This window comes from Streptomyces himalayensis subsp. himalayensis (assembly GCF_013778455.1).
Lineage (GTDB): Bacteria > Actinomycetota > Actinomycetes > Streptomycetales > Streptomycetaceae > Streptomyces > Streptomyces himalayensis.
The window spans coordinates 282,581-303,516 of record NZ_JACEHE010000001.1; the positions used below are offsets into that span (position 1 = coordinate 282,581).

General features: G+C 71.1%; 17 protein-coding genes. 10 read left to right on the plus strand and 7 right to left on the minus strand.

The genetic code is table 11. The features are described 5' to 3' along the window. The first annotated feature begins 18 nt into the window (after nt 1–18). On the plus strand, nt 19–2,436 hold the full coding sequence (gene lon / locus H1D24_RS01300) for an endopeptidase La (protein ID WP_181655441.1): 2,418 nt from the start codon (nt 19–21) through the stop codon (nt 2,434–2,436). Between the two features lie 171 nt (nt 2,437–2,607). Here lon and H1D24_RS01305 read toward each other — a convergent pair whose 3' ends face one another. Continuing rightward, on the minus strand, nt 2,608–3,468 hold the full coding sequence (locus tag H1D24_RS01305) for a lysozyme (RefSeq protein ID WP_181655442.1): 861 nt from the start codon (nt 3,466–3,468) through the stop codon (nt 2,608–2,610). A 307-nt stretch (nt 3,469–3,775) separates the two neighbouring features. On the opposite strand from H1D24_RS01305, the gene H1D24_RS01310 reads away from it, so the two are divergent. After that, complete coding sequence (locus tag H1D24_RS01310; protein WP_374064117.1) at nt 3,776–4,279, plus strand: MarR family winged helix-turn-helix transcriptional regulator; 504 nt, start codon at nt 3,776–3,778, stop codon at nt 4,277–4,279. Between the two features lie 142 nt (nt 4,280–4,421). Here H1D24_RS01310 and H1D24_RS01315 read toward each other — a convergent pair whose 3' ends face one another. Continuing rightward, nucleotides 4,422–5,207 (minus strand): protein phosphatase 2C domain-containing protein, encoded by a 786-nt coding sequence (locus H1D24_RS01315; protein WP_181655444.1) that lies wholly within the window; start codon nt 5,205–5,207, stop codon nt 4,422–4,424. Nucleotides 5,208–6,225: 1,018 nt separating this feature from the next. Between H1D24_RS01315 and H1D24_RS01320 the strand changes: the two genes are divergently transcribed. The 5 genes from H1D24_RS01320 to H1D24_RS01340 all read left to right on the plus strand — a co-directional run bounded on the left by H1D24_RS01320 (nt 6,226) and on the right by H1D24_RS01340 (nt 12,295). After that, nucleotides 6,226–9,255 (plus strand): sensor histidine kinase, encoded by a 3,030-nt coding sequence (locus H1D24_RS01320; RefSeq protein ID WP_309484189.1) that lies wholly within the window; start codon nt 6,226–6,228, stop codon nt 9,253–9,255. A 77-nt stretch (nt 9,256–9,332) separates the two neighbouring features. After that, nucleotides 9,333–9,818 carry a roadblock/LC7 domain-containing protein gene (locus H1D24_RS01325; protein WP_258563788.1) on the plus strand — a complete coding sequence of 162 codons (486 nt, stop codon included), beginning with the start codon at nt 9,333–9,335 and terminating at the stop codon, nt 9,816–9,818. Then, nucleotides 9,815–10,222, plus strand: coding sequence for a DUF742 domain-containing protein (locus H1D24_RS01330; RefSeq protein ID WP_181655446.1), 408 nt, complete (start codon nt 9,815–9,817; stop codon nt 10,220–10,222). Before H1D24_RS01325 ends, H1D24_RS01330 begins: the two co-directional genes overlap by 4 nt. Next, complete coding sequence (locus tag H1D24_RS01335) at nt 10,203–10,838, plus strand: GTP-binding protein (RefSeq protein WP_181655447.1); 636 nt, start codon at nt 10,203–10,205, stop codon at nt 10,836–10,838. The genes H1D24_RS01330 and H1D24_RS01335 overlap by 20 nt, the downstream gene beginning before the upstream one ends. A 203-nt stretch (nt 10,839–11,041) precedes the next feature. Continuing rightward, nucleotides 11,042–12,295, plus strand: a complete 1,254-nt coding sequence (locus H1D24_RS01340) for a styrene monooxygenase/indole monooxygenase family protein (protein ID WP_181655448.1) — start codon at nt 11,042–11,044, stop codon at nt 12,293–12,295. A 130-nt stretch (nt 12,296–12,425) separates the two neighbouring features. On the opposite strand, the gene H1D24_RS01345 is transcribed toward H1D24_RS01340, so the two are convergent. From H1D24_RS01345 to H1D24_RS01360, 4 genes are all read right to left on the minus strand, one after another. Next, complete coding sequence (locus tag H1D24_RS01345; protein WP_181655449.1) at nt 12,426–13,604, minus strand: C40 family peptidase; 1,179 nt, start codon at nt 13,602–13,604, stop codon at nt 12,426–12,428. Between the two features lie 246 nt (nt 13,605–13,850). Continuing rightward, entirely contained in the window at nt 13,851–14,126 is a 276-nt protein-coding gene (locus H1D24_RS01350; RefSeq protein WP_181655450.1) for a DUF8847 domain-containing protein, read from the minus strand. Between the two features lie 10 nt (nt 14,127–14,136). Continuing rightward, nucleotides 14,137–14,811 carry a TetR/AcrR family transcriptional regulator gene (locus H1D24_RS01355; protein WP_181655451.1) on the minus strand — a complete coding sequence of 225 codons (675 nt, stop codon included), beginning with the start codon at nt 14,809–14,811 and terminating at the stop codon, nt 14,137–14,139. A gap of 101 nt (nt 14,812–14,912) precedes the next feature. Continuing rightward, nucleotides 14,913–15,842 carry an AurF N-oxygenase family protein gene (locus H1D24_RS01360; RefSeq protein ID WP_181655452.1) on the minus strand — a complete coding sequence of 310 codons (930 nt, stop codon included), beginning with the start codon at nt 15,840–15,842 and terminating at the stop codon, nt 14,913–14,915. 169 nt (nt 15,843–16,011) lie between these two features. Here H1D24_RS01360 and H1D24_RS01365 point away from each other — a divergent pair, with 169 nt between their 5' ends. Together H1D24_RS01365 and H1D24_RS01370 are read left to right on the plus strand one after the other, a co-directional pair. Then, nucleotides 16,012–17,124: a ferritin-like domain-containing protein gene (locus H1D24_RS01365; RefSeq protein ID WP_181655453.1), complete on the plus strand. Its 1,113-nt coding sequence runs from the start codon at nt 16,012–16,014 to the stop codon at nt 17,122–17,124. An 81-nt stretch (nt 17,125–17,205) separates the two neighbouring features. Further along, nucleotides 17,206–17,841, plus strand: a complete 636-nt coding sequence (locus tag H1D24_RS01370) for a Uma2 family endonuclease (RefSeq protein WP_181655454.1) — start codon at nt 17,206–17,208, stop codon at nt 17,839–17,841. Nucleotides 17,842–17,913: 72 nt separating this feature from the next. On the opposite strand, the gene H1D24_RS01375 is transcribed toward H1D24_RS01370, so the two are convergent. Next, a complete protein-coding gene (locus H1D24_RS01375) occupies nt 17,914–18,417 on the minus strand; it encodes a DUF3291 domain-containing protein (protein WP_181655455.1) in 504 nt (167 codons plus the stop codon). Nucleotides 18,418–18,628: 211 nt separating this feature from the next. Between H1D24_RS01375 and H1D24_RS01380 the strand changes: the two genes are divergently transcribed. Then, nucleotides 18,629–20,767 (plus strand): sensor histidine kinase, encoded by a 2,139-nt coding sequence (locus tag H1D24_RS01380; RefSeq protein WP_181655456.1) that lies wholly within the window; start codon nt 18,629–18,631, stop codon nt 20,765–20,767. Nucleotides 20,768–20,936: the final 169 nt, after the last annotated feature.

Genomic DNA, 20,936 nt, shown 5'->3' on the forward strand with positions numbered 1-20,936 from the left:
ACTGCCGAAGGGGAGATCATGGCTTCGACGTCCACACCGCTCACCCTGCCCGTTCTGCCGCTCGACGACGAGGTCGTGCTGCCCGGGATGGTGGTTCCTCTGGACCTCACCGATGCCGACGTACGAGCCGCGGTGGAGGCCGCTCAGGCGGCCGCGCGGTCCAGTGGTGACAGCAAGCCGAAGGTGCTGCTTGTTCCACGCATCGACGGGACGTACGCCGCGACCGGTGTGCTCGGCACCGTCGAGCAGGTCGGGCGGCTCTCCGGCGGTGATCCGGGTGCGCTGATCCGCGGTCGCGGACGCGTGCAGATCGGCGCCGGGACGACCGGGCCGGGTGCGGCGCTGTGGGTCGAGGGCCTGCAGGTCGACGAGACCGTGCCGGACCCGCTGCCCGGCGCGGTCTCCGAGCTCGTGAAGGAGTACAAGGCGCTCGCCACGAGCTGGCTGAACAAGCGTGGCGCGTGGCAGATCGTGGACCGCGTGACGCAGATCGACGACGTGTCGGCGCCCGCGGACAACTCCGGCTACTCGCCGTTCCTGACCACCGCCCAGAAGGTGGAGCTCCTGGAGACCACCGACCCGGTCGCGCGCCTGAAGCTCGCCACCGAGCAGCTGCGCGAGCACCTCGCCGAGCAGGACGTGGCCGAGTCCATCGCCAAGGACGTCCAGGAGGGCGTCGACAAGCAGCAGCGCGAGTTCCTGCTGCGACGCCAGCTCGAGGCCGTACGCAAGGAGCTGCGCGAGCTCAACGGCGGGGAGGGGGATGACGAATCGGACGACTACCGTTCCCGCGTCGAGGCCGCCGACCTCCCCGAGAAGGTCCGCGAGGCCGCGCTCAAGGAGGTCGACAAGCTCGAGCGGTCGAGCGACCAGTCGCCCGAGGGCTCCTGGATCCGCACCTGGCTCGACACCGTCCTGGAACTCCCGTGGCACGAGCGGACCGAGGACCAGTACGACATCCAGGGCGCCAAGGCCGTGCTCGACGCCGAGCACGCGGGCCTGGAGGACGTCAAGGAGCGGATCACCGAATACCTGGCGGTGCGAAAGCGGCGCGCCGACCGGGGCCTGGGCGTGGTCGGCGGGCGGCGCGGGGGTGCCGTTCTCGCGCTCGTCGGCCCGCCCGGTGTCGGAAAGACCAGCCTCGGTGAAAGCGTCGCCCACGCGATGGGGCGGAAGTTCGTGCGGGTCGCGCTCGGCGGCGTACGCGACGAGGCCGAGATCCGCGGTCACCGGCGTACGTACGTGGGCGCCCTGCCCGGCCGTATCGTCCGCGCCATCAAGGAGGCCGGGTCCGTGAACCCGGTCGTCCTGCTCGATGAGATCGACAAGGTCGGCTCCGACTTCCGGGGCGATCCCGCGGCCGCCCTGCTCGAAGTCCTGGACCCGGCGCAGAACCACACCTTCCGGGACCACTACCTGGAGGTGGAGCTCGACCTGAGCGACGTCGTCTTCCTCGCCACCGCCAACGTCCTGGAGGCAATCCCGGAGGCGCTGCTCGACCGTATGGAGCTCGTCCGGCTCGACGGCTACACCGAGGACGAGAAGGTCGTCATCGCCCGTGACCACCTGCTGCCGCGCCAGCTGGAGCGGGGCGGGCTCAGCGAGGACGAGGTCACCATCGATGAGGGCGCGCTGCGCAAGCTCGCCGGTGAGTACACGCGCGAGGCGGGCGTCCGGAACCTCGAGCGCTCCATCGCCCGGCTGCTGCGGAAGGTCGCGGCCCAGCACGAACTCGGGGAGCGTGAGCTGCCGTTCACGGTCACGGAGGACGACCTCCGCGGGCTGATCGGGCGGCCTCACCACGTGCCCGAGTCCGCGCAGGACCCGGCCGAGCGGCGCACGGCCGTCCCCGGTGTCGCCACCGGGCTTGCGGTCACGGGTGCGGGCGGCGACGTGCTCTACGTCGAGGCGTCCCTCGCCGACCCGGAGACGGGCGCGGCCGGACTGACCCTCACCGGCCAGCTCGGTGACGTCATGAAGGAGTCCGCGCAGATCGCGCTCTCCTTCCTCCGCTCGCACGGCGCCGAACTGGAACTGCCGGTCGGCGATCTGAAGGACCGGGGCGTGCACATCCACTTCCCGGCGGGCGCGGTGCCGAAGGACGGCCCGAGCGCGGGCATCACCATGACGACGGCCCTCGCGTCGCTGCTCAGCGGCCGCCTGGTCCGTACGGACGTGGCGATGACCGGCGAGGTGTCGCTGACCGGACGGGTCCTGCCCATCGGCGGCGTAAAGCAGAAGCTGCTGGCCGCCCACCGGGCCGGGATCACGACGGTCGTCATCCCGAAGCGGAACGAGCCCGACCTGGACGACGTACCGGCCGAGGTCCTGGAGAAGCTCGAGGTCCACGCGGTCACGGACGTCCGCCAGGTGCTGGAGCTGGTGCTGTCGCCGGCGACGAACGGCTCGCCGGCGGAGGTGCCGCTCGCGGCCTGACGGAGTTTCCGGTCGCCGCGTGACCCGGCAGTCCGGCAAGTCCGGATGAACAAGGTTTCGGTCGCGGAGTGACGGACGTGACCGGAAGGCAAAGGCCCGGGACCCCCCGTGGGTCCCGGGCACGCGCGTACGCACTCGGCTTACGCAGCGATCAGCCCGCGTACGTACAGATCAGCCGTTGGCCAGTGCCTGCACCCGGTCAAGGGCCCCGTTGAACTTGTTGTGGTCGCCGACCGTCGGGCCCGTCGACGTGTACTGCCACATCGTGTAGTAGCTCCACCCGGCAGGCAGTGTGCCGACCGTCGTGTTGTAGCGGGCGATCCACAGCGGGTTGGTCGACGCGAAACCGCTGTAGTTGCCCGTGCACAGCGTCCACCAGCTCGTGGAGGTGTAGATCACCGCGTCCCGCCCCGTGCGCGCCTTGTACTGGTCCAGGAAGCTCTTGATCCAGCTGACCATGCCGCTCTGCGTCTTGCCGTAGCAGTCCGCCCCGTAAGGGTTCCACTCGATGTCCAGCGCGCCCGGGAGCGTCTTGCCGTCCCTGGACCAGCCGCCGCCGTTGTCCACGAAGTAGTTGGCCTGGGTGGCGCCGCTCGTCGTGTCGGGGGTCGCGAAGTGGTACGAACCGCGGATCATCCCGACGTTGTACGAGCCGTTGTACTGCTGCGTGAAGTAGGTGTTCTTGTAGTACGTGCCTTCCGTGGCCTTGACGTAGGCCCACTTCACACCGCTGCTCCAGAGTGTCGACCAGGCGACGTTGCCCTGGTGGCTGCTGACATCGACGCCCTCCGTCTGGACGGCGCGGGTGTCCGGGGGCAGCCCGCCCTGGCCGTCGTGCTCGACGACGCCCATGCCCATGTAGGCCGAGCCCCGCGCCGGGACGTCCGCGGCGGCGGTGCCACCGGTGCCGGCCGCCTGCGCCGCGAACGGCAGCGTGAGCAGCAAGGAGAGTGCCGCGAGCAGGATTCCGGCCGCCGAGAGGCCCGGGCGGCGCGAGGGGTGGGGGCGGTGCGTGGATCTGTGCACGGGCATACGTGCCTCCGAAGGCCTCGGTGAGCTCGGTGGAGCTCAAAGGTGGGGGAAGGTGCCGCTGTGCCTGCACGCCGTCAGGGCGACAGAGCCCCGCCCGTCCTCGCCCAAGGCCTCGTCGACTCGGCGATGGCGTGCACATGCCAGATTGCGTGACGGGAAGGGACTCTACGCACGTAGACATCGGCGAGGGAAGAGGGCCTGGCGTCTGCCGTTGGTCTAATCCTGCGAAATACTGGCCGAGCTGCGGCAATGGCCGCGCACAGACGGAAACTTTCAGAGTCGGGGAAACCGGGGCATGGGTGCTGACGTGCACGAGGACGGGAACGACGCCGGAAAGGACGCGGCACGCGCGACCGAATCCGAAGCGCCGGAAAAAGGCGTGGACCGCGAATTCCTCTCGCTGGAACGCGAGTTGACGCTCTTTCTGCGCCGCGCCCGGGCATCGTCCGGCGAGATGGCCCGCGAGGTCCACCCGGAGCTCGAACCCGCCGCGTACGGCCTCCTCGTACGGCTTGAGGAATGCGGGCAGCAGCGGGCCACTGAACTCGCCGCGTACATCGGCGTCGGAAAGGCCACCATGAGCCGGCAGCTGCGCGCGCTCGAGGAACTCGGGCTCGTCGCCCGCGAGCCCGACCCCGCCGACGGGCGCGCCTGGCTCGTGCACCTCACCGACGAGGGCCGCGTCCGCTTCCGCACGGTCCGGGACGCCCGCCGCGCCCGCTACGTCCGCCAGCTCGCGAACTGGGACCGCAAGGAGGTGGCGGAGCTGGCCCGCCTCCTCCACCAGCTGAACGCGGGCGCCGAGGGCTAGTGTCCAACAGGCAACGTTCGCTCCGTCGCGACGCCCGGCACGCACCGGACGCCGCTCCTTGACGGGCAAACGTGCCTGCCGGGGCACTAGCGATCATCCATACGGGCGCACCTGGCGTCCGCGGACCCCCGCCCCACGGGGCTCACAGCTCGGCGTACACCACCGCCGCGTCGTCGTGTCTCTTGCCGCGGCCCAGGAACCGCCGCTCCGTGTCCGCCGTCTCCAGGGCGCGGACCCGGTCGATGAGCGCCTGAGGGCCCTCCTTGCGGACGAACGCGAAGCAGTCGTTCCAGTCGCCCTCCCGGAACTTCTCCACCCAGCGCGTGGCCCCGTCCGTGAGCGCGGCCACCGCTCGTACCCGCGACCGCGGCAGCGCTCCGGTCACCGCATGTGCGGATACGGAAGGGTCGGCGGCCGCGGTGAAGAAGCCGCCCTCCTTGTTGCGTACCGTCGCGTCGGCGACCGCGGCCGAGGCGAGCGAGGAGCGCGGCAGCCGCGACAGGCGGTCGTCCAGGACGGCGCGGACCGTGCCGTCCCGGCCTTCGATGAGCAGGGCGGAGTCGGAGAGCACCAGGTACTCGAACTGCTCGGCGTCCCAGCGCGCCACCACAACGGTCGCCTGCGGCGTCCGCGGGTGAGAAAGGTCACAGGTTTCCCGGTGGGCTCCGGCGGTGCGCCGGATTGCCTCGGAAAGTATCTCCTGCAGCGCAAAATCTCTTCGCGAAACGGACAGTTCGCTAAGTGCACCGCCGAGTCGCGCCGTGAACCAGGGAACGGAGTGCACGCAGCCCGTCCCATCCGGCGGGGGTGTCACGCCGTCGAGCAGGACGAGCGAACCACCCTGCCCTGAGGCCGGAACCGCCACCGATGCATAGTCCTCATTGGGTCGGGCAGGGGTACCTGGGGCCGTTGCGAGTTCGATACGCATCCGGCCAGTCTGCACGAGGCCTTCACAGGATCCACAACTCCCGGTGAACGTCCGGAACATGCCGCGTTCTACCAGCTCAGCCGCCTGATTTCGGCCGGAATGGTCCACTCCGCCTTGGCTGTGGCGGGGCATCCTGCCAAAGGCCGGAGAAGACGTCCACCCCTGGCTGCGTGCACGGGTTGTGCGCGTGCCGTCGGAACTTGCCCACCAACTCCCCGCCGATGTTCACTCCTTCGGGTGGCGGGCAAGGCGATGGGCGGTCGCTGCTCATCGGCGCTGGGATGGTCTGGAGCCGTACGAGGAGGCGCTCGCGTTGACGGACCGTCACCCGGGCCCAGGGTTGGACGAGTCAGGAATGCGAGCACCGGTGCAGAAGATGCGGCCTCGGCGACGCAAGGGCGGGCAGACGGCGTTCGACGGGGGTGCCTCCGGGGCCTCCGTGCCCGGCGCGGCGACCGGGCCGGGCACGGTGGAGGGCGCCCCGGGCGCGGGTACGCCGGCCGTGGCGGCGACGCCGGCCGTGGCGGGGACGCCCGGTGCGCTTGGCGCTGCGCGTGGCTCCGCCGACCCGGCGCCGGCAGCGCCGGAAACCACAGACACAACTGGCGCCGGCATCACGGCTGATGCCCTTCGCACGTCGTACGCCGCGGGCGGGCCCGGCGCAGCGGGGGCCGGTGCCGACGCGTTCGGTGGTGCCGCCGTCGCGCCCGGCTCTGCGACCGCTACCGGTGATGCGGTCGCGAGCGGCACTGCCGTCGGTACACCAGGCGCTGCCGGTGCCCCTGGCGCTGCCGGTGCTGCCGCCGGTACGCCCGGGGCCGCCCGCACGCCCGGTACCCCTCTCGGTGCACCTGGCGCGGTGAACGCGGTGAACACGGAGGCCGTGGCAGCAGCGTCGGGCGTCTCCGCCGCGCAGGCCCCGGGGGGCGGCGCCGCCGGCTCCCCCGGCGGGCCGAGCCGTGGTGGGTCCGGGCCCGCGGGAACGCCCAGCGCCTCCGGCGCGCCCGTCACGGCTGCGGTGGACCGCCGCCGCCCCGCCCGCGTGCGTAACCGCCTCATCGTCGCCGTCGCCGTCGTCGCCGCCGCGATCGCCGGAGCGGGCGCGCCCGCCGTCATCGCGGCCTCCGGGCAGCTGCAGGACTCGCAGCGACTCGTGACGGACGCCGAACGCACCCAGCAGGCGCTCACCCTCGCCCACTCCCTGGCCGACGAGCGCGACGAGGTCATCTCCTACATCGCCGGCGGCCGCCCGAAGGGCAAGGGCCTCTCCGAGCAGCGCAGTGCCCGCGTCGACCGGCAGGCCGACGAACTGCGCACCGACGCCCCCGCCGCGCTGCTCCGCGACATCAAGGACATCGCGGCCGTACGGAGAGCGGCGCTCACCGGCACGAGCACCGCGCTCGAAGCCCATGTGGCGTACTCCGAGGTCATCGCCGAACTGCACGCGCTCGCCGAGGACCTCGCCGATCAGCTGCCGCCTCGCGCGGGCGCCGGATCGCACGCCCTGGTCTATCTGGACAACGCCGTGGAGCAGGCGGCAGCCGCCCGCGGTCTGCTGCTCGCCGCCTACGCCGTGCCCCGCACGGCCACGACCACCACCACGATCGACCCGGCCACCGGACTGCCCACCACCGTCACCCGCGAGCCGGCCGCCGCCACCAAGGCCCGGGGCGAGCTCAGCGCGGCAGCCCAGCAGGCCCGCGTCCGGGAGCAGGCCGCCCTCGCCGACTTTCAGGACTCCGCCCCGGCCGCCGACCGCACCTCGTACGACTCCACGGTCACCGGACCCGATGTCACCGCCGCGGAGAAATACCTGGCCCGTCTCACCGACCAGCCGAAGCTGTCCGCCGGGGACCTCCGCTACAGCAGCAGGAAACTCGACGCGGCCATCTCCGCCCGTATCGACCTCATGCGCGGCGTCGAGGCGTCCCTGAACGCCCAGCGCACCAAGGACCTGGCTCAGCTCCGTGACGACGACGTGACCGCGCTGGAGATCCGTATCGCGCTGGTCGGCGTCTGCCTGCTGGTCGCGGTCGGCGTCTCCATGGCCATGGCCCGTACGCTCACCCGCCCGCTCGCCGTCCTACGTATCGGCTCGGCCCGCGTCGCGGGTGACCCGGCCGCGGAGCAACCGATCCGGTTCACGGGCCGGAACGACGAGTTCGCGCAGGTCGTACGCTCCGTCAACGCGCTGCACACACACGCGGTAGGCCTCCACGAGCGCCTCGCCACGTTCGAGGCCGACCGCAAGCACCTCGTCGGCCAGCGCGCGACCATGGCCGACGAGCGTGAGGCCCTGCGCGCCCAGCTCGCCGACGCCAAGGCGGGCCTGGAGCGGATGCGGCACAGCGTCCACTCGACCTTCGTCAATCTGTCGCTGCGCACGCTCGGGCTCGTAGAACGGCAGCTCGGGATCATCGAGCGGCTGGAGGAGCGGGAGCAGGACCCCGAGCGGCTCTCCACGCTCTTCAAGCTGGACCACCTGGCGACCGTCATGCGCCGCCACAGCGAGAACCTGCTGGTCCTCGCGGGCGCCGAGCACGGTCACCACAACATGGGGCCTGTGCCGCTCGTCGACGTCGTGCGCGCCGCGGTCAGCGAGATCGAGCGGTACGAGCGCGTCCGCATCTCCTCTCTTCCGCCGCACGCCCATGTGGCCGGCTTCGCCGCGGACGATCTCAGCCACCTCATCGCCGAACTGCTCGAGAACGCCACGTCGTTCTCGCCGCCCGACGCCTCCGTCGAGGTCTCCGGCTGGCTCCTGGAGAACGGCGAGGTGATGCTCTCCGTCCAGGACGAGGGCATCGGCATGACCGGTGAACGGCTGCAGGAGGTCAACGCCCGGCTGTCCACGTTCGACCCGGATGGCGGCCACGACCAGGAGAGCGAGGACGAGCTCGGGCTCGGCCTCTACGTGGTGGCACGGCTGGCCGCGCGGCACGGGCTGCGGGTGCAGCTGCGGGAGCAGAAGCACGGAGGCATCACGGCGGTCGTCGTGCTGCCCAAGCCCCTGCTCGCCGCCGCGCCCGGGATCTCGACGCCCGCTGCCGCCCCCGTGGTCGGGGGCGCGCCCTCCGTGGCGCTGCCCGGCTCGGAGGCCGAGGCCAACTCGAACGTGCTGCTGGGGCGCGCGGGGCGGGATCCGCTCATCTCCGCCGCGGAGCAGTCGTTGCGCGAGGCCGGGGAAACGGCAGAGCGGGGCCGCGGCGAAGGTGACGACGCCGACGCATACGGACGGGCCGCCGGCGCCGACGACGCCTACGAGCGTGCCGTCGACGACCCTGACACGCACGAGCGGGCCGCCGACGAAGGCGAGGAGCCGGGTGACGGCGGCCAGCCGCCCGCGGACCAGCCGGGGGCCGCCCACGTGTCGCCCGAGGACGGGCCGCGGGCCGGCCTCCAGCCGCCCACCTGGGACCGGGTCACCGACAAGGGGTTGCCCAAGCGGACGCCCAGGGTCGCGCAGGCCCCGTCCGTGCCCAAGCCACGCACGGGCTCCGTGGACGCCGAAGCGCTGCGCCGCCGGCTCGGCGGCTTCCAGCAGGGATCGCGGGCCGGCAGGCGCGACGTCGAGGCCGAGATCGCCGGCGAGGGGGCCCAGTCGCCGAAGGCGAGGGGCCGTTCGCCGGAGGCACCGACAGGGACAGCTGAGTCGCCGGAACGGACGGTCTGGCAGCCGGAGCCGATGGCCGAGTCACCAGCGCCGACGGCCGAGTCGAGGGAGCGGACGTCGGACGCGCCCGCGTGGACGGCTGACTCCCGGGAACGGCTGACCGAGTTGCGGGAGCAGACGGCCTGGTCGTCGGAGTCGGCGGCCGAGTTGCCGGAGCCGATGGCCGAGCCGCGGGAGCGGGCGGTCTGGCAGCCGGAACCGGCGGCCGAGTCGCTGGAGCGGGCGGCCCGGTCGCCCGAGCGCGCGGCCTGGTCGCCCGGGCCGACGGCCGAGGCGCCCCAGGCGGCGCATCCGGCGCCCGAGGTGGCGCAGCCGGGATCCATCGCACGTACCGACGAAGCCAAGGGGGAGACAGTCGAGGAGGCAAGCAGTTGACTGCGCCCACGCATACGCCCAGTACTCCCAACACGCCCACCAGTGACCGTACGGACGGAGCCCCGAGCCGGCAGGGGCTGAGCCGCGAGGCACGCAATCTGCACTGGCTGCTCACCAACCTCGTCGAGGAGGTGCCCGGCCTGCTGTCCGTCGCCGTCGTGTCCTCCGACGGGCTGCTGCTGCTCTCCTCCGATCCCGGACGCCATGCCGAGCAGCCGGTCGCCAGGCCGGAGGGACCCCGGGGGGCCGGCGCGGACCTCGCCGCCATCGTGTCCGGGGTCGGCAGCCTCACCATCGGCGCGGCCAAGGTCATGGGCTTCGGCAACGTCAAGCAGACCATGGTCGCGATGGACGAGGGCAGCCTCTTCGTCATGTCCATCAGCGACGGGTCCCTGCTCGGCGTACACGCCAACCCGGACTGCGACATGAGCGTCGTCGCGTACCACATGGCGCTCTTCGTCGGCCGTGCCGGGCATGTGCTCACCCCCGAACTCCGCAGTGAGCTGCGCCGGTCGATGCAGAGCGAGCCGATAGGGAGCAAGCCGATGGAGAGCGCCAAGTGACCACGTCGAAACCGTCGAAGCTGCCGACCAGGGGCGGCGACCGCAAACCGGCCCGAGTACGCCCGTACTCGCTCACCGGTGGCCGCACACGCTTCGGGCACGTGCTGCTCGTCGAGACGTTCGTGGCCGCGCTCGAGGCGCCCGAGGAGCGCCTTGAGCTGACCAACGGCTCGTTGTCCACGCGCGTCATGCCGGAGATGCGGGCCATCGTCGAGCTCTGCCGCCGGATGCGCACGGTGGCCGAGATAGCCGCGCTGCTGAAGATGCCGCTCGGCGTGGTCCGCGTACTCCTGAGCGACCTCGCGGACCAGGGAAAGATCCGCGTGTACGGAACCGGCCACGGTCCGGGACAGCCGAACCGCGCGCTGCTGGAAAGGGTGCTGGGTGGACTCCGCCGTCTCTGAACTGCTCCCCTCCGCAAGACTGGAGGACCCCGAGGAGCGACTGCAGGCCTGGCAGACCGACCGGACGCGCGCCCCCATCGCCACGAAGATCGTGGTCGCGGGTGGCTTCGGCGTCGGCAAGACCACGCTGGTCACCGCCGTCTCGGAGATCCAGCCCCTCCAGACGGAGGCGCTGATGACGCAGGCCAGCGAGGGGACCGACGACCTGGTCGCGACCCCGGAGAAGACCACGACCACGGTCGCCATGGACTTCGGCCGCATCACGCTCGACGACGACCTCGTGCTCTACCTCTTCGGTACGCCGGGCCAGCAGCGCTTCTGGTTCATGTGGGACGACCTGGTGCGCGGGGCGATCGGCGCGGTGGTCCTCGCCGACACCCGGCGCCTGCCGGACTGCTTCCCGGCCCTCGACTACTTCGAGAGCTGCGGACTGCCGTACATCGTGGCCGTCAACCACTTCGACGGCACCGAGAAGTTCGAGCCCGAGGACGTACGAGAGGCCCTGACGGTGCCGCCGCACATACCGGTTCTGATCATGGACGCGAGACAGCGGATATCCGTGGTCGAGACGCTGCTGGCGCTGGTCGGCCACGCGCTGGACGTCACACCCGAATGAACCTCGGCCCCCGAGCCGAGCCGCCGGGAGCGCCATCACTCGCAGGACCACCACCAGCAGCCACCCGCAGGACCACCACCAGCAGCCTCCCGCAGGACCACCACCTGCAGGACCCTGACTCCCACCCTGTCCCCGGCAGGTCCGGCCAGTTCACGCCGCTACGAACCGGCCAGTTCACACCAGTAGGAAGAAGAACCCCCGCCATGCGGAAGATACTCGTCGTCGGAGCCGGCCAGTCCGGGCTCCAGATCGCCCTCGGACTCCAGTCGCACGGGTACGAGGTCACCCTGATGTCCAACCGTACGGCGGACGAGATCCGGTCCGGCCGGGTCATGTCCACGCAGTGCATGTTCCACACCGCGCTCCAGCACGAGCGCGACCTGCAGCTGAACTTCTGGGAGCCGCAGGCCCCGAAGATCGAGGGCCTCGGCGTCTCCGTCGCCGCCCCCGGCTCCTTCGACCCGGGCCCGTCGCAGCGCGCCATCGACTGGGTCGGCAAGCTCGACGGGTACGCCCAGTCCGTCGACCAGCGCGTGAAGATGGCCGGCTGGATGGAGACGTTCGCGCAGCGCGGCGGCCAGCTCGTCATCCACGGCGCGGCCGTGTCCGACCTGGACTACTTCTCCCGCACGTACGACCTCGTGCTCGTCTCGGCGGGCAAGGGCGAGGTCGTGTCCATGTTCGGCCGGGACGCCTCGCGCTCCCCGTACGCCGAGCCGCAGCGCGCCCTCGCCGTCGCCTACGTCCACGGGCTCGGCCCGCGCCCGGAGCACCCGGAGTTCGACGCGGTCCGCTGCAACCTGGTGCCGGGTGTCGGCGAGCTCTTCGTCATGCCGACCCTCACCACGTCCGGCCGCGCCGACATCCTCTTCTGGGAGGGCATCCCCGGCGGCCCGCTGGACGTCTTCCAGGGCGTCAAGGACCCGTCCGAGCACCTGTCGCTGACGCTGGAGCTCATGGAGAAGTTCACGCCCTGGGAGTACGCGCGGGCCACCAAGGTCGAGCTGACGGATGCGGGCGGCACGCTGTCCGGGCGGTACGTGCCGACCGTGCGCAACCCCATCGGCCGCCTGCCGGGCGGCGGGGCGGTCCTGGGTGTGGCCGACGTCGTCGTTGCCAACGACCCGATCACGGGTCAGGGCTCCAACTCCGCGTCCAAGTGTGCGGCGTCGTATCTCGCCTCGATCCTCGAGCACGGGGACAAGCCGTTCGACGAGGAGTGGATGCAGGGGGCGTTCGACCGGTACTGGGAGACTGCGCAGCACGTGACGAAGTGGACGAACGCCATGCTGGGCGTGCCGCCGGAGCATGTGCTGAACCTTCTCGGTGCCGCCGGTCAGCTTCAGCCGGTGGCTGATCGGTTCGCCAACGGGTTCAACGACCCGGCGGACTTCGAGAACTTCTTCTACGAGCCGGCGAAGACGGAGGCGTACCTCGCGGAGGTGGCGCGGGCCTAGCCTGCGCGGGTTCTTCCAGTACCCGGGGTGTGCCTTCCCGGGTACCGGGCTGGCCCACTGGCAGGTGCGCTGAGGCCGTACGCGAGGGCGGAGGACGTCACCGCGTCGGAGGCCCGCCGGAGCGCGGGCCTCACCCCCGCCCCGGCGCCCCCGCCGCCCCATACCCGGTGTCCGCCCCCGCCGTAGCCCCCCGCGGCAGCGCCGGCTGCACGTACGACGTCCGGGCCAGCGCCTTCCCACCCGGGTCCGGCCGGACGGCCCCCAGTACGGGGTTCGCCGCGATCGGGGAGACCTTCACCTTCGCGCCGGGGCGCGGGGCCTGGACGACCAGGCCGTTGCCGAGGTAGATCGCCACATGGGTGGCCTCGCGGAAGTAGATCACGAGGTCCCCGGGCCGGAGGCTCCGCAGGGGCACCCGCGGCAACTGGGCCCACTGCTCCTGGCTGGTCCGCGGGATGGTCCGCCCCGCGTGGGCCCACGCCTGCGAGGTCAGCCCCGAGCAGTCGAACGACGAGGGCCCCTCCGCCCCCCACTGATACGGCTTCCCGATCTGCCGTACGGCGTACCGCAGCGCCGCGTCCCCGCCCTTGGACGGCGTCCGCGAACCACTCAGCGCCCCGGCCGCGAGGAACTGCTGCTGAGCCCTGGCCGCCTCGGCCTCCTCGGCCCGCCGCAACCGGGCGAGCTGCTCGGCCTTCAGCGAGGCGATCAGCTTCTCGACCGCCTTGAGCCGCTTCCGTACCGAGTCGCGGTCCTTCTTCTGCTGCTCGGCGAGCGTGAGTTGCCGGTCCAGCGCGCCGCGCGCCCGGGTCGCCAGTGCGTCGGCCTGTTTCTCGCCGCTGACCAGCCGGTCCACGGTGGCGGCACGTTCCTTCGCCACCCTCTGGATCACATGTCCCTGGTCGAGCGCGTGCTGCGGATCGCGGGCGAGGAGCAGCTGTACGTACGGGGAGATGTCGCTGCTGCCCTGGTACTGCTGCCGGGCCAGCCGTCCTGCGGCCTCGCGGCTGTCGTAGAGGTCGAGACGTGCCCTGGCCAGCTGGGTGCTCAGCCTGGTGAACTCGGCACGCTGCCGTTTCAGTTTCTCCTCGGTCGCGTTGTACGTCTCCGTGGCCTTCTCGGCGTCGTGGTAGAGACGCTGAAGGCCTTTCAGCAGCTGGGAGACGGAACGCTCGCCGGGCCCGGGTGAGGTGACCGCCGAAGAAGCGGCGGCGGGACCGGCGAAACCGGTCCCCGCGCCGCTGCTCCCGAGCACCAGCGCCGCCGTCGTCGCCCCGGTGCAGACCAGCCGCAGAAGTTCGCCTGACACGTCATCACCTCCGCTTGCCGGGTGGGACGTCCACCCACGGTGAGCATGCAACCAGGCGAAGAAGGAAATACCCTACAACTGAGCAATACGGATCAAATCGGTCACCCCTTCGGTCCTCGTCCAGAGGGGCCCCGTGAGCGTGCTTTCCCGCAGGACGAAAACGTGCTGGGGCGGGCCGGGCGGTTCACCTCCGTTGAACCTCGTTGCTCCAACAGGTCCCGCAGCAACCGGCCCTTCAGCCGCCCCTCAGTCCCGACCGGACTTCGTCCAGGGCCACCGAAGCCCCCGGCCGGCCTTCCCCTCCGGGTCGAACTCGTACCGCCACCCGCGGTGCAGCGACAGTGCGCGGCCGGCGGGGGCCACCGGGACCCGGCGGTAGACGAGCACGGTCGGCGGGCCGCCGGCGGCGTCCGGCACCGGCACCCGGTACACCTTCGGGGGATGGCCGGTGATCCCGAGCAGCACCGGCAGGACGCGGCCGTCCAGCGGCCCGCCCACGAAGGGGGTGTTCTCGCTCTTCACGGCACCAGTGTCACAAACCCGGGCCGTCCGCGGCCTCCCGCGCCACCACGTACCGCAGCACCTCGGCGGTCCCCGGGTCCCGCCCCGCGGTCACCGTGAGCACCGCGATGAAGTGTTCGACGAGCCAGTCTCGAAGCTCCTCCAGCGGCGGCTGCTTGTTTTCGTCCAGCCAGATCAGCGAGGCCGCCTCGACGGCGGTGATCCACACCCGTACGGTCATCCGCAGCCGCGGGCCCGGCTCGGCCGCCCCGAGGTGGGACAGGACCTGTTCGGCGGCGGCCCTGCGCACGCCGTCGACGATGGCGGTCGTACGCGAGGTCTCCACGACGCTGCCGCCCTGCAGCAGGGCGCTGAACCCGGCGTCGTGCTCGTTGACGAAGGCGAGATAGCGGTCCAGCGCGCGGCACAGCCGCTCCGCCAGCGGTCCCTCCGGAGGCTCGTCGAAACACTGCTCGAGGGCGTCCGCGGCCGACCGCAGCGCCGCCTCGTACAACTGCTGTTTGCCGCCGGGGAAGTAGCGGTAGACGAGCGGGCGCGACACCCCGGCCGCCTCCGCGACGTCGTCGAGCGAGACGTCCTCGGGCGCGCGGTGCGCGAAGAGGGACAGCGCGGCGTCGATAAGCTGGCTGCGCCGCTCCTCCACGCTGAGCCGTCGATACGCACGGGTGCCGGCTGGCGAGGTCATGGCGGGAAGCCTAACGTCCGCCGGTGGCCGGCCAACGGTCAGCCCAGCAGCCCCGACGACCGCCACAGCGCGCGTCCCGCGCCCCGTGTCGTGGCCGGGGCTCAGGCCAGCAGCCCCGAGGACTTCCACAGCTGCCGCCCTACGCCCCGCAGCACCCCGATGTCGTCCAGGAAGTCCGTGAGTCGCCTGGCTCCGGTCTGCATCACCTCGCGCCGGTGCCCGCTGGCCCTGACCTGGGCCACGGCCTGGCGCTTGTCGAGGCCGACGTTGGTGTACACCTCGGGGTTGATGAAGGCGACCGAGAAGACGCGTGCGAACTCACCCGAGGTGAGCCGGGTGAACTCCTTCGACCATCCCCGCGCCGTCATCATCTGGCGGCGCAACTCTTCGCGTGCGTAACGCACATGGCGCGCCTCCTCCACGACGTGGATGCGCGTGACCCCGCGGATCAGCGGCTGGATGCGCTCGTCGGGGAAGGTCAGCCGCTGCATCCAGTCGAGGATCTCCTCGCCGAGCAGGGTGGCCGTGAAGGAACCGGGGGTGGTCGAGATGGTCTTGAACACCCGGCCGAGGTTGTTGTGCACGCGGCTCACCGGGTAGTGGGGGGTGCCGCCGCGGCTGATCAGGCGCGCGAACATCTTCGAGTGCCGGCACTCGTCCTCGATCTCGGTGAGGGCGTACCGCACGTGCGCGCTCGTCGCCGCCTTGTCGTAGATGTGCCGTACGAGCAGCTGCATCAGGATGATCTCGAACCAGATGCCGAGCGAGGCGAGCGCCGCGGCCTCGTGCTGGGAGAGCAGGATCCGCTGCTCCTCGCTCATCCGCTTCCACAGCGGAGTGTCGTACAGCGACACCAGCTCCGGCGGCCAGAACCACTTGCCCTCCTCGAAGGGCGCGTCCCAGTCGAGCTCCTTGTCCGGGTCGAAGGAGTGCTTGGCGGACGACTCGAGCAGCCGCTTCGCCACCTGCTCCCGGTCCTTGAGCATGCCGAGCGCGTCGCGCAGCGCATCGGCCTCCGTCGCCGTCGTCATGGCTGTCCTCACCTCGTCGTAAGGGTTTTCCGCGCTGGGGCGCGGCTGTTACCGGCGGTCGCGTCTTATGAGACTGGCTGTCAGCAACGTCGTCAATCCCTTGTGCACGACTTGTTGACTGGGCGTCTACTTGTTGACCGGGTCACAGCGAGGTGTGAGCCTGCTGTCTATGTCGACGCATCCGCTCTACACCAGCGATCCCGGCAAGCCGCACTGGGAGATCCCGTCCACCGGTTCCGCCCGCCTCAGCTGGGAGTACGACGACGGACGCGACCGGCTGCTCGCCCTCTACCAGAAGGGCAAGGACAAGCAGTGGGACGGCCAGAAGCGGATCGACTGGGACCTGGAGGTCGACCCGCACGACCCGCTGGGCACCCCCGACGAGGCGATGACCCTCTACGGGACCTCCCACTGGGCGAAGATGACCGACAAGGACAAGGGCGAGCTGCGCCGGCACTACGCGTCGTGGAACTTCAGCCAGTTCCTGCACGGCGAGCAGGGCGCCATGGTCTGCGCCGCCCGCATCGTCGAGTCCGCCCCCGACATGGACGCGAAGTTCTACTCCGCGACGCAGACCATGGACGAGGCCCGGCACGCCGAGATCTACGGCCGGTTCCTGCACGAGAAGATCGGCATGCTCTACCCGATCAACGACAACCTGCAGGCGCTGCTCGGCGACACGCTGCGCGACTCCCGCTGGGACATGCCGTACCTCGGCATGCAGGTGCTGATCGAGGGACTCGCGCTGGCCGCGTTCGGCATGATCCGCGACACCACCGACAAGCCGCTGCCCAAGCAGATCCTCGCCTACGTCATGCAGGACGAGGCCCGGCACGTGGCCTTCGGGCGGATGGCGCTGCGCGACTACTACAAGCAGCTCACCGACGCCGAACTGCGCGAACGCGAGGAGTTCGTCATCGAGGGCTGCTACCTGATGCGCGACCGGCTGCGCGGGGTGGAGGTCCTGGAGAACTTCGGCATCCCCAAGGCGGAGGCGGAGAGCTACAGCGAGCAGTCGGAGTTCCTGCATCTCTTCCGCAAGCTGCTCTTCAGCCGCATCGTCCCGTGCGTCAAGGACATCGGTCTGTGGGGCAAGCGCCTGCAGGAGGCCTACGTCGACATGGGCGTGTTCGAGATGGGCGACTCGAACCTCGATCTGCTGATGGCGCAGGACGAGGAGATCGCGGAGAAACTGGACGCGGAGCGCTTCGCGGCGGAGGAGCGGGAGCGGGTCACGGAGGTCACAGAGGCGATCGAGGAGGGTCAACGCATCAGCGGTTGATCACTCGATCGACGGGCGAATCGGCGCATTCCCGTGGGTACGCTGGCTGTGCCAGGCAGACTCCGGCACATGGGAGCGATCATGAGCGCCGCACGCGACTACGGAGTGGACGAGGACTACGAGTGGGTCCGTCCGCCGCAGGGTGGCTGGGCGGCGGACGACCTCGACGAGCTTCCCAACCTTCCTCCGCACACGGAGTTGATCGACGGGAGTCTTGTCTTCGTGAGTCCGCAGACCTCGTTCCACATGCGCACGATTCGGATGCTGGACAGCGCTCTGCTCGACCAGGTGCCGGACGAGTTCGATGTCTTCCGGGAGTTCACCGTCACACTCGACCGCCACAACCGTCCGGAGCCGGACGTCCTGGTGGTCCGCGCCGAGGCTGACACCGGGCCCAAGGACACACGGCTCCTTCCCGAGGATGTCATCCTCGCCGTCGAAGTCGTGTCCGAGGACTCGGTGGCGCGTGACCGCGAGACCAAGCCGCGCAAGTACGCCGCCGCAGGCATCCCACACTTCTGGCGAGTCGAGGAGAACGGCGGGCTTCCCGTGGTCTACGTCTACGAGCTTGATCCCGCCGCCAGGGCGTACGTGCCCACGGGCATCCATCACGACAAGCTCAGGCTGGCCGTCCCGTTCCCCATCGACATCGACCTCACCGCTATCAACCGCCGACCGCCGGGCACACGTCCTGAGCCCCAGGAGCCGCAGGTCTGAACAGCCACCCCGGCATACACGGCCCCTAGGCCGCAGGGCACCGCTCGTCGACCTTGCCGCCCTCGCGACGGCTCAGCTCGCCGTTGTCTCCTTCATCTCCTTCGGCGGAATCGCCGCTGCCCCTTGCGGTGGGAAAGACGTCCGCAGAGTGAAGGAGTACGCCGTAGGGCCGTGCTCCCGCAGATGCAGCAGGCGTTCCTCGGCTTCCGCGACCGTCGGGCGGTGACCTGCCGGGACCCACCACAGCGCGGTGACCGCCTCCTGGAGCCGCTCGAAGAACTCTCGGCGGCGGCTCATCAGTTCGCGGTGCTGTCCCTGGTACATGAAGGCGGTCAGGGCGTTCGTGTCCCGCCACACGGTCATGTTGACGATCAGCCACTCGTCGCCGAAGAAGGGGATGTCCGTGGCGTTGCCCGAATCGCTCTGCAGCCGCCAGACGAAACCGTCCGAGGCCTCGGCCACCGCGTTGACCGGGTCGAGAGCGTCGACGAAGTCCTTCAACTGGGGGGAATCCAGAGGTGCCTTGAGCCTGGCGATGTTCACCTGGGCGAGTTCGTACGCGAACGTCAGGGCCATAGCCCTCAGCCAAGCACCGAGCGGAGGATTCCGCGAGCGGTTTTCAAGAGGGTGACCGTCCCGCAGTCGCTCCACGGCCGCCGTTCGGATGACCACACCTCGGTCGAGCGTCTTCTCACCTCAACTCCCGGTCACGGGTGAGCACTTGTGCACGGACGTCTTACGGCCGGGAAACCGCACCCTCGCCGGGCAGGCCCTAGCGTCGCGCGGCATGACGGGGAACACATCCCACCACAGGCAGATGCCCGCCGGGCGGACGACCACCGCCCGGCTCCTCCGACTCGCACCCTCCCTCGCCGGCGCGGAAAAAGGCCCGGGCGTCGGCAGTCCATCCGGCGCCCGTTCCGGCTCCGGCGCGGGCCCCGGCCGTCGGCTCCGTCAGCTCCCGGGCTGGCGCAGCATCCGCGGCCGCGTCGCCGTCGTACTCGCCGTGCCGACCTGTCTGCTGCTCTCCCTCACGGGGCTCGGCGTCGCCGACCGGGCGGCCGACTGGTCCGCCGCCCGTGACACCGTCGACCAGGTCGGTCTGCTGGTGCGGGCCCAGGACCTGGTGCGCGAGCTGCAGCGCGAACGCGGCCTCACCAACGGTCTTTTGGGCGGGGCCGGGAAGTACCGCGACGACGTCGACGTGCAGCGCGCGCGTACCGACGACGTCCTCACCGAAGTGGAAGCGGTGCTCCACGAGCAGAGCGGTGATCGCCCCAGCGCGGCCACCACCGCCCTCGAGGACGCCCTGACGCCGCTGGACAGCCTCGGCATCACGCGTGACGAGGTCGACGCCGGTTCCGCAGACCGCACCCGCACCCTCGCCTTCTACACCGAGGCGGTCACCGCGCTCATCGGCGCCCAGTCCACGCGCATGCCCGCGGGCGACCACCGCATCACCGACGGCATCCAGGCGCTCCAGGCGCTGGCCCGCGCCACCGAGGCCGTCGCCCTCGAACGCGGTTCCCTCAACGGCGTCTTCGCCGCCGGACGCTTCCGTGCCGGCGAATACCTCGCCTTCACCGAGATTCGCGCGACCCGCCTCGCGGCCCTGGACCAGTACGCCGGACTCGCCACGCCCGCCCAGGAATCCGAGCTCGATGCCGCGTTCGACACGGCGGCCGCGCGCCGCGCGACGGCCTACGAGAAGCGGGCCGAAGGCGGCGCCGACGGCTCGACGCTTTCCGTCGACCCGTCCGTGTGGTGGAGCACGATGACGACCCTCGTCGACGATCTGCACGGCGTACAGCGGAAGGTCGGCGAGGACGTACGCGCCCACGCCGCCGACGCCGGGTCCACCGCCACACAGCAGCTCGGTGGGTTCCTCGCGCTCGGCGCGCTGATCCTCGCCGTGGCCACCGCCCTCGCCGTCCTGGCTGCCCGCTCCATCACCCGTCCCCTGAGCGCCCTCGCCGACCAGGCCGACGCGGTCGCCCGCAGCCGGCTGCCCGCGGCCGTGCGGCGGATCCAGGAGGCCGGCCCCGACGACACCGGCGATCTCGATGAGCCGGTCGCCCCTGAGCCGAAGGAGGGCGGCGACGAGGCGCCCGGGAGCGCACGCGAGATCACCCGGCTCGCGGCCGCCCTGCGCAACGTCGAGCGCACGGCGGTGGGTCTGGCGGGCGAGCAGGCCGTGCTGCGCCGCAACACCACCGAGTCGCTGGCCAGCCTCGGCCGCCGCAACCAGGCGCTGCTCGGCCGCCAGCTCGGCCTGATCACCACCCTGGAGAGCCAGGAACTGGACCCCGACGCGCTCGCCGAGCTCTTCGAGCTCGACCATCTCGCCACCCGTATGCGCCGCAACGCCGAGTCGCTGCTCGTACTGGCCGGCGCGGAGACCCCGCCCCGGTCCTGGCCGGGCACGGTCACCATGACGGAGGTGGTGCAGTCGGCGGTCGCCGAGGTCGAGCAGTACCAGCGGGTGCAGGTCCCGGACCTGGAGCAGTCCCGCGTCCGCGGCCACGCCGTCGCCGAGGTCTCCCACCTGCTTGCCGAACTCGTCGAGAACGCCCTGGTGTTCAGCCCGCCCGCGCAGCCCGTGGAGATCTACGGCTGGCGGGACACGGGCGAGTACTGCCTGGCGATCGTCGACCACGGCATCGGCATGAGCGACGAGCAGCTGGCCCGCGCGAACGCGCGGCTGTCCGGCCGCGAGTCGTTCCTGATCACGCCCGCGGGCTCCGCCGCCCGGGCAGGCGGCACCCTCGGCCACTACGTCGTCGGCCGACTCGCCGCCCGCCTCGGCGCCCAGGTCGAGCTCCGCCGCTCCCAGGGGCCGGGCACGACGGCGTACGTCGCGTTGCCTGCCGCTATCGTCCAGCGCCCGGACCAGCAGCCGGCCGCTTCGGCGCCGGCGCCGGGGTAAGCGCCTGGCGTCTGCACGGCGCTGGTCGGTCCAGCTGACTTTTCCCCACCCCGCCCCTTCCCGAACTGGGGGCTTCGCCCCCAGACCCCCCGATCGCCCTGACGGGCTCGTCCTCAAGCGCCGGACGGGCTGGAAATCCAGCCCGTCCGGCGCTTGAGGATCGGGTCCA